We start from the raw sequence: 15,776 nt of genomic DNA on the forward strand, positions 1-15,776 counted from the left end.
TCCTGGCGCCTTGGCGGGCGCTCAGGTCGCGCCGGGTGAGTTGCGTGGGGCTCCGGTCACGCGTCACGTACCGGCTGGGCCTGACGGGCCTGTGGCTGGCGGGCCTGCTCACGCTGGGCGCATGGCTGGGCGTCTGGGCGACCCTCGCCCCGGCGCGGGCGACGCTGCGGGACGCGCAGGCGACCCTGACGCGGCTGGACGGGCAGCTGGCGGACGTGCAGGCGAGCCTCGCCCCGCTGGACGTCCTGGCCCGCCCCGAGGCGCTGGAGGCCGCCCGCACCCTGGAGGCGCTCAGCGAGGCGGCCGGGCGCGTGCCGCTGCTCACGGCCCTGTTCCCGGACGGCGCCCTGACCCGCAGCGCCGACGCCGCCCGCGACTGGCGCGCGGCGCTGGAGGACCGCGCGGCGTGGCCCGCCCTGGCCGACGCCCGCGCGCAGGTCCAGGCGTGGCAGGCGCAGCTGCGCGCCCTATCCACGCGACTGACCCTGCTGGCGGTGGGCGGCGCGGCCCTGCTGACCCTGCTGTGCGCGTGGTTCGCTGCCGGGCAGCTGGCCCTGATCCGCCTGAGTCGCCCGCAGCGCTGAGCGACCCTGGGCGGGGGCACTTAGGCTGAGGCTGCGCAGTTCGTTCCCGGTCCGGGGACAACAGGAAGGACAGGTCACAAACATTCACAACCTATACGCGTACGTTCAGGTTTATGTCGAGCCCTGCTCTCACCTCCACCACGGACGCCCCACCCGACACCCGCCGCACGCTGGCCGGCTGGGCCGTCACCGCTGCCTGCCTGATCGCCTTCATGGGCGTCGGCGTCGTCGACCCGATCCTCCCCGAGATCGGCCACCAGCTCGGCGCGACCCCCACCCAGGTCGAACTGCTGTTCACCACCTACCTGGGCGTCATGGCCATCATGACCCTGTTCGCCGGGAACATCGGCGCCCGGCTGGGCCGCCGCCGCGTCGCCCTGATCGGCCTGGGCCTGATCGCCGCCTTCGCCCTCGCCTGCGGCCTGAGCGGCAGCATCCCCGCGCTGGCCCTCTTCCGGGGCGGCTGGGGCCTGGGCAGCGCCCTGTTCACCCCCACCGCCCTGGTGCTGCTGCTGGCCCTGATCGGCCACGCCGAGAAAGCCATCATGCGCTACGAGGCCGCCATCGGCCTGGGCATGAGCATGGGCCCGCTGCTGGGCGGCCTGCTGGGCAGCCACTCCTGGCGTTTCCCGTTCTTCGGCGCGGCCGCCCTGATGCTGCTCGCGCTGGCCAGCGTCGCCACCCTGGTCCGCGTCCCCGAGGCGCGTGAACCGGTCCGCCCCGTCAGCGACGTGTTCCGCGCCTACCGCCAGCCCGCCTTCCTGGCCGTGGGCCTCACGGGCCTGCTGTACTACTTCGGCTTCTTCCTGCTGCTGGGCTACACCCCGCTGTTCCTGCACCTGAGCACCCTGGGCCTGGGCCTCACGTTCTTCGGCTGGGGCCTGCTGCTGGGCCTGGGCAGCACCGTCCTCGCCGAACGCCTCCTGCACGCCCTGCCCGCCAGCCGCGTCGTGCTGGGCGCCCTGGCCGGCCTGACCGCGCTGTTCGTCCTGATCGGCTTCGCGCCCGTCACCGTGCCCGTCAAGGTCACGTTCGTGATCCTCAGCGGCACCCTGTTCGGCCTGATGAACGCCACCCTCACCACCCTCAGTGTGGAGGTCAGCCACATGCCCCGCGCCACCGCCACGAGCGCCTACAACTTCCTGCGCTGGCTCGGCGCGGCTCTCGCCCCGGTCAGCAGCGGCCTGATCGCCGAACACCTCGGCGCGCCCGTCCCCTACGCCTTCGGCGCCGCCGCCGTCGCCCTGGCCGTGGTCATCACCGCCCTGGCCGCCCGCGGCATCGACGCCGCCCGCGCCAGCGACCCTCACATTCACTGAGCACCGGCCAGGGCCGGGCGACGGCGGGGGGTGACCTCCGGCCGCGCCCGGCCCCAGCCGTTACCCTGGAGGCACCCGTGACCCACACCGACCCCACCCCCCCGGACGACACGCCCCGCCACCGCGTGGGCGAGGTCGCCACGCGCCTGGGCCTGACCCTGCGCACCCTGAAGTACTACGAGGAACTGGGCCTCGTGACCCCGCAGCGCACCGGCAGCCGCTACCGCCTGTACAGCGAGGCGGACGTCGCGCGGCTGGACCGCGTCCGCCGCATGCGCGCCCTGGGCCTGAGCCTCGGCACGATTCAGGCCACGTTCAGCCAGCCGCTCGAACTCGACCCGGACGGCCGACAGGTGCTCACGGAGGGCGCCCTGACCGACCTGCGCCGCGACCTCAGCGGGCAACTTGAGGTCCTCAGTGCCCGCATCGCCGCCGCCGAACGCGAACTGAAAGACGCCCGCGCGCTGCGCCGCGACCTCCAGCGGGATCTCGCCTACGTCGAAAAACGCCTGGGCGGCGTGCGCGTCGGGGAACTGCTGGACGGAGATCAGGCCAGCCGCGCGTAGACTTCCGCCTCCGCCGCGTGCCCCTCACCACTGCCCTCGCCGCGCAGTTTCAGGGCGGCAGCGGCGCACGCCAGCTGCAGCGCCTCCTGGGGCGGCAGGCCGCGCGTGAACAGGAAATGCGCGAACGCCGCCGCCAGCGCGTCCCCTGCGCCACCCGCGTGCTGCACCCGGGCAGGGAAGGCCGGCTGGTGCCGCACCTCGCCGGTCTCGCGCGTCCAGAGCAGCGCGCCGCCTGCGCCCAGCCCGGCCACGATCACGTCCGCGCGGGCACGCGCCCCCACGGCCCGCAGGGCCGCCGCCGGATCATCCAGCCGCGCGGCACTCAGCAGCAGCACGTCCGCCCCGCGCAGATACGGCTGATCGTAGGCGTGATCCGGCGCGCGCAGCTCCTGCACGTCCGTCAGGACCGGCACGCCCGCCGCGCGCGCCAGGGGCAGCAGGTCGCGCGTCCAGCCGATGTTCGTCATCAGGGCCGCCCGGCACCCGGGCAGCGCCGCCCGGAAGGCTTCAATCGGAGCCGGGGCGTCCGGCAGGTTCTTCGGATCCCGGTGAAACACGTGTGTGCCGTCCGCGCGGGTCACGGCCAGCGTCTGCGCGGTCGCCTGCGCGGGCACCACCCGCAGGTCGCACCCGCGCAGCTCGGCGCGCACCGCGCGTCCGGCCACGTCGTCACCCAGCAGCGTCAGCAGCCGCACCGGGCTGCCCAGTGTGCGCAGCCCCCGCACCAGATTCACGCCCACGCCGCTCACGTTCAGGCTCAGCCCGTCCGGGATCACACTCCCCGCCGGGTCCAGCGCCGGGGTGTCCAGACGCAGCACCGTCTCGACATTCGCGTGTCCGCACACCAGCAGGGGCAAGGTCATGCGGCACAGTTCAGCACACGGCCCGGTTGACGTCGTTCAGAAGCCGAAGAAGTTCAGGATGAGGGTGCTGGCGTCGGGCGCGCAGGGGTCGGTGTACGTCCCGGCGCTGCTCCCGCCGGGCCACGCGTGCCCCATACCGCTGACCGAGTAGCGCTGGAGCCGCGTGGTGCCGCCTGCGGTGCGGTAGTCGAAGCGGGTGTAGGCGCGGCAGGCGGTGCCGCTCACGGTAGCGTCGGGTGTGTCATCCGGGTCGTTGTTGTCGGTGCCGTCGGCGAGGTCGTTCGCCTGCGCCCACTGCGTGAGGGTCTGCGTGGCGTTCACGGGGTTGACGGTGGGGTCGGCGCTGCCCTGGAAGACCAGGGTGGGCATGGCGTGGCGGCGGGTGCCCATCTCGGCCGCGCAGGCGGCGCCGCGCCCGTTGGGGTCATAGACGCTGCCGTACGACATGGCGTTCACGCCGCCCGCAGCGGTGGTGGCGCCCTGGTACATGACGCCCGCCACGCTGGCCACGCCGCGGATCAGGTCGGGGTACGTGCAGCCCATGATGTTCGCCATGGCGGCCCCGGCGGACAGGCCCGCGACGGCCACGCGGGCGCTGTCCACGGCGTAGGTGCTCTTCACCCAGCCGATCATCCCGGCGATGACGGCGGGTTCGCCCGCGCCCCGGTACTGGTTGCCGGGCAGGTACCAGTTCCAGCAGTCGGCGCTGTTGTACAGCGTGCCCTGTTCGGGGTACAGCACCAGGAAGCCCCGCGTGTCGGCCAGGGTGTTCATGCGGGTCCCGGCGGCGAAGTCGGCGCCGTCCTGCAGGCAGCCGTGCAGCATGACCATCAGGGGGCGGGGCGTGCCCGTATACCCGGCGGGCACCCACAGGCGGTAGAAGCGCGCGCCGTACGCGCTGCTGTACGTGCCGCTGACCCAGCTGCCGGTCGCCTGCGCGTGCAGGTTGGGGTCAGAGGGGGACTGTGTGGTGGTCTGGGTGGTGGTCTGGGTGGGCGCGGCGGGCGGCGCGCAGGCGGCGAGCAGGGCCGGGAACAGCAGGCCGGTCAGGCGGCGGGCGGGGGTGCGGGCTGGGCGCATGGGGGTGACCTCCGGGGGGGCTGGATTGTGGGACGCCTTCAGGGTAGGGGAGGGGTGTCACGCCGGGAGAACAATGGGTGAAAACCACCCGATTAATTACGCCCTTTACATAACGCCTCGGGCAGGGTAGAGTCGAAGGTGAACAAAGCACCATTCCCACCCCCGCCTCACTCCACGGGAGGTTACCCCCGCATGATCGTCGAAACGAAACTCCTGGGCCGCCGCACGCCCTTCGAACGCCGCCCCATCGCCCTGACCGGCGACACCCACACCCTGGAAAGTCTGCTGACCGCACTCGTCGAACACGAGCTGGCCGCGTACCACGAGCGGCAATCAGGCGTGGGCGTCCTGCGCGTCCTGACCGAACGGGAACTGGCGGACGCCGCCCTGACCGGCCGCGTGGCCGTGGGCCCGCAGGACCGCGCCGCGACCGTCACCCCGGACGAGGCTGCCCGCACCGCCCTGACCGCCTTCCGCGACGGGCTGTACTACGTGTTCCTCGACGACGAGCAGCTGACCGACCTTTCGGCCCCCGTCACCCTGCGCCCGGACAGCACCCTGCTGCTGCTGCGCCTGACCGCCCTGGCAGGAGGCTGACTATGGACATTCAGGACCACCTGCGGACCTTCCAGCAACCCTGGAAACCCGGCTTCGACACGCGCGTGGCAGCCCTGCCCGCCCCGTGGCCCACCCTGATCCAGGCGCACATCAAAGGCGGCCGCGACCAGCAGGAACGCCAGCGCCTTCAGGACGAACTGGTGGACGCCCTGCACGCCAGCACCCCAGCCGACCGCGAAGCCCTGGCCGCCGCGTTCTTCCCGCAGATCCCCGCACTGGCCGCCCGCACGCTGGACGCGCTGCTGACCCGCCACCCGTACCCGCTGGGCTACGCCCGCCGCGCCTTCCGCGCCCCCGCCCACCGGCTGGCCGCCGTGCACGCCGCCCACTGGCTGTGGCAGGCGTGGCACACCACCCGCGACTACCCCCAGAATGCCGAGTGGTTCGCGGTGCACGCGGGCCTGCTGAACCCCTGGGAATCCCAGGGCCTGGGCCTGCTGCTGGGTCAGGCGATCAGCGACGGGGACGAGGAGGTCTACCAGATCCTGCGCGACACGGCGGGCACGCAGCACCCGGTCGCCCGCATGGGCCGCCACGTGCCGCTGGCCCTGCTGAGCAGCACCAGAGGGGACGCCTGGACGCTCGCCGAGGGCCTGCTGCTCGCCGCGCAGCGCCAGGAGGGCCTGCGGCAGGTGATCCTCGAAACCGTGGACGAGGCCAGTGCGGACGCCTTCACCCGCACCCTGCGCCTGATTCTCGGCGAGGACCTGCTGCGCTTCGCCGCCACGCTGCGCGCCGCGTGCGTGTGGTTCGGCCTGAACTACGACGTGACCGACCTGAAGGTCGTCCGGGCGCACCTCACCCGCGCGCTGACCTTCTTGGAAGACCCGCAGGCCGCGCGGGTGGCCGTGCAGAGCGGCGAAGGCGTGGACGCGTACCTCGCGCTGTTCACGCTGGGCATGCGCGACGCCGTGCAGGCCGCCGACCATGCCCGCACGGTCCTGACGGACGCCGACCCGGCCCGCCGCATGGCCGCCGCGCAGTTCCTGACGGCCGCCGAGCTGCTGACCGACGCCGACCGCCGCGCCCTGCTGACCGACGCCGACCTGCGCGTGGCCGCGCTGGCTGGCAATGCCGTGAACCGCTGGGGCATCGGCTCGTTCCCCTACAGCTTCGAGCAGTTCGAGGCGTACGCCCTGCGCCTCCCGGACAGCGCCCGGCACGAGCCGCTGCTGTTCCCCTGGCTGGGCCACGTGCCCGCCCGCGCGGACGCGCTCGACGCCCTGCCCGCCCTGCGCGGCGAGCGGCCCTTCACGGCCCTGGCCCCGCACCTGGGCAGCATGAGCGCCTACGGCAAGACCGCCCTGCTGCGCAGCCTGAAAGACCACGCGGCCGCTCACCCACTGGACGCGCCCACCCGCGCGCTGCTGCTCACGCTGCTCCAGGACCGCAATAGCAGCGTGTCGCAGGAGGCCGTGACCGTCATGGCGCACTTCACGCCCGACCCCACCGAGGTCGACGTGGTGCACGGCCTGCTGAAACGCAAGAGTGCCGACCTGCGCCGCGGCCTGATCCGCCTGCTCGCCAGCGACCCCGCCCAGGCGCAGCGCAGCGCCGACGCCCTGCTGACCGGACCCAACACCGATCAGCGGCAGGCGGGCCTGCAACTCCTGATCGAGACCGGGGGCACGCCGCCCGCCGACTTCAAGCCGAAGAACGTCACCGAGGCGACCCTGCTGGCCCGCCTGACCGAACCGGACACGCAGCTCAGCCTTCAGGACGGCCTGGGCCTGTTCGACCCCGCGCGCCTCACCCGGCTCGCGGCTCCGCAGCCCCGTGAGCGCGACTACCCCGCGGACGTGACGCGCGGCGCGGCCCTGCTGCGCGCCCTGGACGCCCTGCTCGTCGCCCACCGCGAGACCCCGCTGACCGGCGCCGGCTGGGATGGCCAGGAGACGCAGCTGCTGGGCAACGTGCGCCCCTGGCAGCTCCGCCCGGGCAAGGACGGAGAGCCCATGCCCCTGTGGGACGTCTGGACCGGCTGGTGGCAGGGCCGCCCGGACGCGCAGGACGGTGACCTGACCCGGCTGCACTGGGCGCTGAACCACTTCGTGAACCGCACCGAGACCACCAGCACGGAACTTCAGGACGAACTGGACGGGAACGGCGCGCAGGCCGCCGCACTCGACGCTGCCGAACTCGACACGGCCGTGCTGGACCTGCTGGGCCTCGACCAGGAAGGGCTCGACGACCTGCTGGCCGACGCGGACGAGGACGACCTCGCCGAGCATCAGGCTGCCCGCAGCGCCGTGGAGGAGCGGCAGGACCTGCTGCGCCGCACGCTGCACCGCACGCTGGGGCCGCTGGTCACGCTGCGGCTGGAACACCCGGACCTGGCGCGCGTGATCGTGGACGCCCTGCACGCGGCGCACGCCACACCCACGGACACCGACCTCGCCCTGGACGCCTGGGAGACCGCGCTTGTCTACCTGCCAGGAGACGCGCGTATGCAGACCGACCCGCAGCGCACCTGGTGGCAGGAGGACCCCCGCGACCTGCTGAATCCCGTCATGCCGCGCGGCGACTGGCGCACCTGGACGCCCGAGCAGCAGCGGCGCTTCTGGGCGCTGCACCTGCACCGCGGCGCGGGGTACCCGAACCTGCCCCGCCAGCGCGTGAACACTGCGCTGCTGCTGCACGCCTACGCGCAGAGCTGGGCCACCAGCGATGACCTGCTTGATGCGCTGATCGGCCCGCGGCCCGAACGCCACGGGTCCTACTACGGCTCTTACGGCCACGATTTCGACGACCTGAGCACCTACACCCGCCGCACCCTGAAACCCGAGTGGCCCACCCACCCCGACTGGGAGGCCGCCGTGGCCCGCGTCCGCGACCGGGTGCTGGAGTTGGAACTGGCCCGCGGTGACCTGGAGACCCCCGCCACCGCGCCCGCCCTGGCGCTGCGCAGCGTCCACGGCGCGGACCTGGCCCTGCGCCTCCTGGCCGGCCTGGGGAAGAATCCCCTCAAGCGCGGCTATCAGGGCCGCAACGAGAGCCGCGACGTGACCTTCAGCCACCTGATCCGCGTGGCGTTTCCCCAGACAGGGGACACGCCCGAGTCCTTCCGCGCGCAGGCCGCCGCGCTGAACCTGCCAGACGCCCGCCTGCTGGACCTCGCCATGTTCGCCCCGCAGTGGGCGCCGCTGGTCGCCGACGCGCTGGGCTGGCGCGGCCTGAAGGACGGCGTGTACTGGCTGCACGCCCACACCCGCGACAGCAACTGGAGCGTCCCGCAGGAAGTCCGTGACGCCTGGGAGGCCGAGATCGGCGAGCGCACGCCCCTAAGCCCCACCGACCTGACCGAGGGCGCCGTGGACGTCGCGTGGTTCCGCCAGACTTACAAAGCACTCGGCGGCGCGAGGTTCAGCGCCCTGCTCGACGCTGCCAAGTACGCGTCCTCCAGCGGCGGGCACAAACGCGCCGAGACGTACGCCCGCGCCATCCTGGGCGAACTGAAGGAAGACGACCTGACCACCCGCATCACAGCGAAACGCAACCAAGACGCCGTGCGCGCCCTGGGCCTGCTGCCCCTCGCCCGCGCGAAAGGGAAGGCCGCGCGGGAACTGGAAGGCCGCTACCGCCTCATCAGCGACTTCCGCCGGGACGCCCGGCAGTTCGGCGCGCAGCGGCAGGCCAGTGAACGCCGCGCCGCGGACATCGGCCTGCTCAACCTCGCGCGCAGCGCCGGATACGCCGACCCGCAGCGCCTGATGTGGGCCATGGAGGCCCGCACCGCCCCCGACTGGACGCAGACCGTCACCGACGGCGACCTCCGCGTGGGCATTCACCTCAGCCCGGACGGCGAGGCCAGCCTGACCGTCACGCGCGGCGACAAAGTCCTGAAGGCCCTGCCGCCCGCCCTGAAGAAACGCCCGGACGTGCAGGCCCTCCAAGCCGCCGCGAAGGAACTGGGCGCCACCCGCAGGCGCATGCGCGCCGCGCTGGAAGACACCATGATCCGCGGTGACCACCTCCAGCCGCAGGAACTCACCGACCTCGCCGCACACCCCGTCATCGCGCCCATGCTGCGCAGCCTCGTGTGGGTGCTGAACGAAACGTACCTCGGCTGGTGGACCGGCGACACCCTCGACACGCCCGCAGGGCCGCAGCCCACCCTCGACCACGCCCTGCGCCTCGCGCACCCGCACGACCTGTACACCAGCGGCCACTGGCCCGCCTTCCAGGCGCAGGTCATGGACCGCCAGATCACGCAGCCGTTCAAGCAGGTGTTCCGCGAGTACTACCCCCTCACCGCTGCCGAGCAGGGCGCCCGGCGCGTCACCCGCTACACCGACCAGCACGTCCAGCCTGGCAAGGCCGCCGCCCTCCTGAAAACCCGCGGCTGGATCACCGTGCCCGAGGAAGGTGTCCGCAAGACCTGGCACGCCGAGGGCATCAACGTCTGGCTTGATACCAGCGTCGGCTACGGCACCCCCAACGAGGTCGAGGGGACCTCGCTGAACGCCGCGTACTTCATCCGCCGCGACGCCACCGAACCCATGCCCCTGAGTGAGGTGCCCCCTCGCCTTCTGAGCGAGACCCTGCGCGACCTCGACCTGGTCGTCTCCGTCGCCCACGTCGGTGGCGTTGACCCCGAAGCCACCCAGAGCACCACCGAGATGCGCGCCGCCCTCCTGCGCGAAACCCTGCGCCTCCTCAAACTGGGCAACGTCCGCATCCAGAACGACCACGCCCTCATTGAAGGCCACCACGCCTGCTACACCCTGCACCTCGGCAGCGGCACCGTCCACCGCCAGCCCGGCGGGTACCTGTGCATCATCCCCGTGCACAACCAGCAGCAGGGCCGGATCTTCCTGCCCTTCGCCGACCCCGACCCCCGCACTGCCGAGGTCATCAGCAAAGCCCTCCTGCTCGCCCAGGATCGCCAGATCCAGGACCCCACCATCCTCGAACAGCTGCGGTGAACACCCTGCCCGTCCCGATCCTCACTGGTCTGCGCCTGACCGGCATGACCCTGCACCCCCGCACCGCACAGGTGCAGTTGACCCTGAGTGCCACTGGCCCCCCCGAGGGGCTGGTGGCCACCTGCGCCTTCCTGCACGCCTCCTGGCTGCAAGACAGCGAGGACCCCGCCTTCCTGCGCGAAATCCTCAGTCTGCTGGACGGCCACGGCGTGAACCTCCGCGAGGAAGGCCAGGTGATCCGGCGCGGCGGGCGCGCGCACCTCTGGTCCGGCATGACCTACTTCGACCGGACCGCCGAGGCCGAGGTGGACTTTCAGGAGCTGTGCGAGGTGATCCGCCTGAACCTGCAGTTCCTGACGCTGAAACGCCACTGGTCTGATGCACGCACGATCCCAGGGGCGCCGTGGTACGAGGAAGAGCAGGGGTTCCGGGTGCGCTTCGGGCCGCCACCCACCCCCTGAAGCCCACGCAGAGGGCGGCGCTGGGATGCCAGTGCCGCCCTCGCGCGTCAGACGTCAGAAGGCCGAGTCGAGTGCACCCAGTGCGGCGTCCGCGTCGGTCACGCCCGCCTGCGCCATATCGGGCCGGCCGCCGCCCTTACCGCCACCCGCCGCGGCGAGTTTCCCGATCAGCTGCCCGGCGTGCGCGCCGCGGCCCACGGCGTCCTTCGTGGCCTTCACCACGAGGCCCTTCTCGCCCGCGACGACCACCATGTCCGCGCCGCTCTGGTCGAGGAGCTTGTCGGCCGCGCCGCGCAACTCGTTGCCTTCCAGGCCCGCGAGTTTCAGCGCGGCGACCCTGAAGCCGCCCAGCTCGCGCGTCTGCGCCGCGCCGCCGCTCCCGCCGCCCATCTGCGCCTCGGCCAGCTGCCGCTTGACGGCCGTGACGTCCTTCTCGGCCGCTTTCAGCTGCGACTGGAGGCCACTGACGCGGGCTTCCAGGCCGTCCACGCCCGTGTTCAGCAGGCTGGCGACCTTCGCGGCGGCGTTCAGGCGTTCGCGCACCCACGCGGTCGCGGCGTCCCCGGCCAGCGCCTCAATGCGGCGCACCCCGGCGGCCACGTTCTCATCCCCCAGGATCACGAACGCGCCGATGTCCCCTGTGCGGCGCACATGCGCCCCGCCGCACAGCTCCATGCTGCTCACGGGCTGCCCGGCGTACTCCACGCTGCCGCCCACCCGCACGACGCGTACGGTCTCGCCGTACTTCTCGCCGAACAACGCGGTCGCGCCCGCGGCCTTCGCGTCCGCGATGGGCATCTCCTGCCACGTCACGGGGAAGTTCGCACTCACCCAGCGGCTCACGAGCAGTTCTACCGCCGCGATCTCCGGCGCGGTCAGGGCCGCCCCGTGCGAGAAGTCGAAGCGCAGGCGATCCGGGGCGACCAGCGACCCCTTCTGCGCCACGCCGTCCCCCAGCACCGCCCGCAGCGCCGCGTGCAGCAGGTGCGTCGCCGTGTGGTGCCGCTCGGTGGCGCGGCGCTCACCGGACACCACGCCGCGCACGCTGAGACCCTCGCGCAGCTCGCCCTCCTCGACCAGCACGTCATGCAGGAACACGCCCTGCGGCGTCTTGCGGGTATCCCGCACGATCCCGGCGCCGCCGTCCCACTCCAGGCGGCCCGTGTCGCCCACCTCACCGCCACCCTCGGCGTAGAAGGGCGTGCGGGACAGCACCACCGTCGCCTCCGACCCGGCGGGCAGGTGACTCAGGCGTTCGCCCGCGCCCACCAGCGCCACCACGTCCGCCTCCACGCTCAGCTCGTCGTACCCGACGAACTCCGTGCGTGCGAGGCCTTCCAGCGCCTCCTGATTCCCGCCGAACAGTTCACTCTTGCCGTACTTGCTCCCGGCCCGCGCGATCTCCTGCGCGTTCTCCAGGCTCTCGGCGTACCCGGCCTCATCCACCGTGATGCCGTACTCCTCCGCGATCTCTTTCGTCAGGTCCACCGGGAAGCCGTACGTGTCGTACAGCACGAACGCGTCCTGCCCGGACAGGACCGCGCCGCGCTCCATGCCCGACAGCAGCCCACCCAGACGCTGAATCCCGCCCTCCAGCGTCTTCAGGAAACGCTCCTCCTCGGACTGGACCGTCGCCTCAATCTTCGCCAGGTTCTCGCGCAGTTCCGGATACGCATCACCCATGCGCTCGGCCACGATGGGCACCAGCTTGAACAGGCTCGGCTCGCGCAGACCCAGCAGGTACGCGTGACGGCAAGCGCGGCGCAGAATCTTCCGCACCACGTACCCGCGCCCCGTGTTGCTCGGCACACTGCCGTCCGCGATCACCATGCTCACACTACGGATGTGCTCGGCCACCACGCGGTGGGACACACTCTGCGGCCCCTCGTACGCCTGCCCGCTCAGCTCGGCGACCTTCGCCACGATCGGTGCGAACACGTCGTTGCTGTAGAAGTCGTACACGTCCTGCACCACGGTCGCGATGCGCTCCAGGCCCATGCCAGTATCGATGTTCTTGAACGGCAGGTCCTTCAGGACCGGCGTACCGTCCGGCAGCGGGTCCTGACGGTCGAACTGCGGGAACACGTTGTTCCAGATCTCCAGGAACCGCGCACTCTCGCGGGTCTCGGCGTACTCCGCCCAGGTGTCATTCCCGTACTTCGGGCCCCGGTCATAGAAGATCTCGCTGCACGGCCCGCACGGTCCGTTCGGTCCTTCCTTCGGCGCGTCCGCCGGCCAGAAGTTCTCATCCGCCCCGAACCGCAGGATGTGATCCGCCGGCAGACCATTCACCTCGGTCCAGATGCGGAAGGCTTCCTCGTCCTCCTCATAGATGGTCACGTACAGCCGCGCGCGGTCCAGACCCAGCCACTCCGGGCTGGTCAGGAACTCCCACGCCCACGTCAGCGACTCCTGCTTGAAGTAATCGCCGAAAGAGAAGTTCCCCAACATTTCCAGCAGCGAACAGTGCCGCAGCGTCCGGCCCACGTTCTCAATATCCCCGATCCGCAGGCACTTCTGCGCCGTCGTCACGCGCTTGTTCGCCACGCCATCAAACACCGCCGGGGCACCCATGAACTGATCCTTGAACGGCTGCATCCCCGCCACCGTGAACAGCGTCGTCGGATCAGGCGCGACCGTGCTGTAACTCGGCAACCGCAGGTGCCCCTTCCCCTCAAAGAACTGCAGGTACTTCTCCCGAATCTGCGCCGTCGTCAGCGAAACCGTCATAACGCAAAGTCTAGCGCGCCCACCCAGAACGCACACCCTGCCTAACAGACGGCCCACGCGCACGCCGACTGGCCTACCCAGGCAGACAAAAACGCCCAGGCAGGACGCCCAGGCGTAAGCAGACGGAGCTTCACCGCAACGGAACCCGCTTGAATCCCGAGCCCGTCCACACCAGCTTCAACACGTCCAGACGATCCCCACATGTGTACTCGCTATTCGCCAGAACCGTACACTTTGCGAGCAGCCGGGCGTCATCTGGTTTCAGGGAGATCACGATGCTCGTCCCGAACCTTGGTAGGTTCACTGACGTCCGCACCGGACCTTTCGGATTGACGCCCGTGATCTTTCTGTAAAACGCCTCAGCGTCTGTAGATGAAACCCGCAAAATATTGGTGATGTTTCGCAGTTTGAACGCTGAATCAAACATATATAACGCCTGCACATCCTCATCTCCACGATAACGGTTTAAACCCACCGCGCCAGACCCACCCTTTCCATTCCAGACGGTGAATTCAAGATAGCCGCCTTCGGCGAGATCGAGGATTGCGTACTGATTTTTGCGGTCTACCATGCTATTGGGAGAAGTTAATAATCTAGCCCTTGATGAGGACGTTAGGGTTTGCATTTTTACTATTTCTGGATCATACTTAAGAATTGGTATTGCGTATGGGGGCAGAATTTGCCACATAGAATCTATGCTGACTGCGCCGCTGATTGAGCATGAAGCAAGTATGGCAAAACTACTAATGAATATCTTCATTTATTTCCTCTCAAACGCAGCAATCCAATGAAATGTAAACTTACTGACCTGATTCCAGGGGAAAACTGTATCTTCGCCAACTCCCGCCTCTTTGGTTTTTCCATTGAGATTTCCATTATAACTTCCTGTAACGTTGCTCGGCCTGTAGTTCAACAGGCTGGGCAGCCTGCCGTAGGGGTCGTCAACTGTGATGCCCTCGTTTGTGATTGACTGGAGTCTAATAATATGGCCGTTCAGGCTCATCATAACTCCATTGCCATTTCTTAAACATGGAAGAATCTCATCTTTCCACTCAGTGTAGTCGCCTCTAAACTTGTCCTTTCGCATTACCTTCCTCGCTTTAAGCTCTCGAGCGACACCTTCCCAACCGCCCTCTGTTGTTCTGGGCGGCAAGCTGTTTTTACGTCTCACATTCTCTAGGAAATCCTCATACTGGCCATCGGAAGGATTTTCTATGCCCAATGTTTCCATAACCATTGTTAGAGATGTCAAATTACACATAATATCGCCTATAGGCTTACCCGTATAGATCACCCAATGAGTTTTTCCATCCCGACCTGTATAGGACCATCGGTCGGACTGCAAGCCAATGGATTGATTGTTCCTCTGATTGCGATAAGGTATCTTAGTTTGAAGTATTTCGAATAAATCGCCCTTCATCTTATTATCTTGTAATTTAACTATCAAAGAGCGAGCCAGGTTTATTTCTTTTATGGTATAGGCTTTTTTGTATGAATTGAGATTGATGAGTTTATCCAGCTGATCTGGAGGTGTCGAAGATTTTGCACTCTGACTTCCTCCAACCGCTGCTTGTGACTGAGAACTGCCTGCGGCGACCGATATGGTCTTCTCGACATCAATCCCACATCCTCTCATGATTGCGATTAGACTTTCTGCGTATGCCCCTGGTTTGCCTGTATTGGCATACCCGGCTCTATCTATTGCGTATGCCGCCTCCCTCAAGGTCTTTGCCTCAAAATATCCAGCTTTTGCATATCTTGGATTATCAATTGTAAAATTCGCTCGAGCTATAAATGCGTCTGCATAATCTTTATAATCAGCAAAAGGTTCCATTTTGTTAACTAATCTTTGAAGCCTTGGATCCCACTCCTTTGTTGGTGCAAATGTTCTGGGCCTGTTAGGGTCAAATTCTTTAATTCCAAATACGTTGTTCTTTCCTGAGTGTGATTGTCCCCATCCTGACTCGGTGGCCCACTGTGCAGCAATAAGCTCGGGGTGCGGCACCCCTAAACTCCGGAATGATTTAACGATATTAAAAAATACTTCGTGTCGGTCCTTCTTCACCATTGTTTTTGGCGTGTAATTTGAAGAATTAAGAGCGGCGATTACACTCTGGGAAACTTTGGATCTATCTATATGCGCCGTCTGCGCTGGACTTTCCGTATTCTCAACTGAAGGTGTCTGAGTTAAAACCGTTGCAGGAGCGCGCGTAGGGAGAAGTGCAACTGGAATAGCTGAAAGTGTCAAACTCGAGGCTTTGAAGGCACCAGATGCAGTTTCATTGGAGAAATTGCTGGTGACAGTCTTACCGTCCGGGCTGATCTTCCCCTGAAACTCGGCATTATTTTCCGTGCCTTGTAGGTTGAAGGTGTTGTCGTCGCGGAGTTGCCCTTCAAGGTGCCAGCCTCTGCCTTGGCCGGGGGTGGCCTGGTAGCGGGCGGTGAGGTGGCCGTTGGGTTGGCGGATGATGCGGAGTTGGAAGGTGATGCCGTTGGCGGTGCCACGGAAGGTGCGTTGCCAGCTCTGGGTGCCTGCTTTGAGAGGGCGGGGTGCGGCTGGGGTGGGGGTTTTGGGTTGGGGTGCTTTGCCGGTGAGGGGCTCTCTGGTGTCGAACATGTGACCTCCGGTT

Annotated in this window: 11 protein-coding genes; 6 read left to right on the forward strand and 5 right to left on the reverse strand. The window is 68.0% G+C overall.

Features of this window, described 5'->3' with window-relative positions; all coding sequences use genetic code 11:
* Positions 1 to 44: 44 nt before the first annotated feature.
* The 3 genes from IEY63_RS07385 to IEY63_RS07395 all read left to right on the forward strand — a co-directional run bounded on the left by IEY63_RS07385 (position 45) and on the right by IEY63_RS07395 (position 2,469).
* Positions 45 to 584 (forward strand): hypothetical protein, encoded by a 540-nt coding sequence (locus IEY63_RS07385; protein ID WP_189068347.1) that lies wholly within the window; start codon positions 45 to 47, stop codon positions 582 to 584.
* Positions 585 to 697: 113 nt separating this feature from the next.
* On the forward strand, positions 698 to 1,903 hold the full coding sequence (locus IEY63_RS07390) for an MFS transporter (protein WP_189068348.1): 1,206 nt from the start codon (positions 698 to 700) through the stop codon (positions 1,901 to 1,903).
* 77 nt (positions 1,904 to 1,980) lie between these two features.
* A complete protein-coding gene (locus IEY63_RS07395) occupies positions 1,981 to 2,469 on the forward strand; it encodes a MerR family transcriptional regulator (RefSeq protein WP_189068349.1) in 489 nt (162 codons plus the stop codon).
* Here the strand turns inward: IEY63_RS07395 and IEY63_RS07400 are convergent.
* A complete protein-coding gene (locus IEY63_RS07400; RefSeq protein ID WP_189068350.1) occupies positions 2,451 to 3,332 on the reverse strand; it encodes a carbohydrate kinase family protein in 882 nt (293 codons plus the stop codon). The two genes, IEY63_RS07395 and IEY63_RS07400, sit on opposite strands and share 19 nt — an antisense overlap.
* 36 nt (positions 3,333 to 3,368) lie before the next feature.
* On the reverse strand, positions 3,369 to 4,412 hold the full coding sequence (locus IEY63_RS07405) for an extracellular catalytic domain type 1 short-chain-length polyhydroxyalkanoate depolymerase (protein WP_189068351.1): 1,044 nt from the start codon (positions 4,410 to 4,412) through the stop codon (positions 3,369 to 3,371).
* Between the two features lie 192 nt (positions 4,413 to 4,604).
* On the opposite strand from IEY63_RS07405, the gene IEY63_RS07410 reads away from it, so the two are divergent.
* The 3 genes from IEY63_RS07410 to IEY63_RS07420 are packed head-to-tail and all read left to right on the forward strand — an operon-like array spanning position 4,605 to position 10,416.
* Positions 4,605 to 5,009: a hypothetical protein gene (locus IEY63_RS07410; RefSeq protein WP_229784550.1), complete on the forward strand. Its 405-nt coding sequence runs from the start codon at positions 4,605 to 4,607 to the stop codon at positions 5,007 to 5,009.
* A 2-nt stretch (positions 5,010 to 5,011) separates the two neighbouring features.
* Positions 5,012 to 9,955 carry a DUF5724 domain-containing protein gene (locus IEY63_RS07415; protein ID WP_189068352.1) on the forward strand — a complete coding sequence of 1,648 codons (4,944 nt, stop codon included), beginning with the start codon at positions 5,012 to 5,014 and terminating at the stop codon, positions 9,953 to 9,955.
* Positions 9,952 to 10,416 (forward strand): hypothetical protein, encoded by a 465-nt coding sequence (locus tag IEY63_RS07420; protein ID WP_189068353.1) that lies wholly within the window; start codon positions 9,952 to 9,954, stop codon positions 10,414 to 10,416. Before IEY63_RS07415 ends, IEY63_RS07420 begins: the two co-directional genes overlap by 4 nt.
* A 54-nt stretch (positions 10,417 to 10,470) precedes the next feature.
* Here the strand turns inward: IEY63_RS07420 and alaS are convergent, their stop codons facing one another.
* From alaS to IEY63_RS07435, 3 genes are all read right to left on the reverse strand, one after another.
* Positions 10,471 to 13,146, reverse strand: coding sequence for an alanine--tRNA ligase (gene alaS, locus IEY63_RS07425; RefSeq protein WP_189068354.1), 2,676 nt, complete (start codon positions 13,144 to 13,146; stop codon positions 10,471 to 10,473).
* Between the two features lie 130 nt (positions 13,147 to 13,276).
* Positions 13,277 to 13,834, reverse strand: a complete 558-nt coding sequence (locus IEY63_RS07430) for a hypothetical protein (RefSeq protein WP_189068355.1) — start codon at positions 13,832 to 13,834, stop codon at positions 13,277 to 13,279.
* Positions 13,835 to 13,906: 72 nt separating this feature from the next.
* Entirely contained in the window at positions 13,907 to 15,763 is a 1,857-nt protein-coding gene (locus tag IEY63_RS07435) for a glucosaminidase domain-containing protein (RefSeq protein ID WP_189068356.1), read from the reverse strand.
* Between the last annotated feature and the right edge of the window lie 13 nt (positions 15,764 to 15,776).

Origin of the sequence: Deinococcus radiotolerans (assembly GCF_014647435.1) — a bacterium.
In the GTDB taxonomy this organism is placed as follows: Bacteria; Deinococcota; Deinococci; order Deinococcales; family Deinococcaceae; genus Deinococcus; species Deinococcus radiotolerans.

Coding starts and splice junctions, on each gene's coding strand:
- IEY63_RS07390 (WP_189068348.1), top strand. CDS start 698: ATGTCGAGCCCTGCTCTCACCTCCACCACGGACGCCCCACCCGACACC.
- IEY63_RS07400 (WP_189068350.1), bottom strand. CDS start 3,332: ATGACCTTGCCCCTGCTGGTGTGCGGACACGCGAATGTCGAGACGGTG.
- IEY63_RS07405 (WP_189068351.1), bottom strand. CDS start 4,412: ATGCGCCCAGCCCGCACCCCCGCCCGCCGCCTGACCGGCCTGCTGTTC.
- IEY63_RS07410 (WP_229784550.1), top strand. CDS start 4,605: ATGATCGTCGAAACGAAACTCCTGGGCCGCCGCACGCCCTTCGAACGC.
- IEY63_RS07415 (WP_189068352.1), top strand. CDS start 5,012: ATGGACATTCAGGACCACCTGCGGACCTTCCAGCAACCCTGGAAACCC.
- alaS (WP_189068354.1), bottom strand. CDS start 13,146: ATGACGGTTTCGCTGACGACGGCGCAGATTCGGGAGAAGTACCTGCAG.
- IEY63_RS07430 (WP_189068355.1), bottom strand. CDS start 13,834: ATGTGGCAAATTCTGCCCCCATACGCAATACCAATTCTTAAGTATGAT.
- IEY63_RS07435 (WP_189068356.1), bottom strand. CDS start 15,763: ATGTTCGACACCAGAGAGCCCCTCACCGGCAAAGCACCCCAACCCAAA.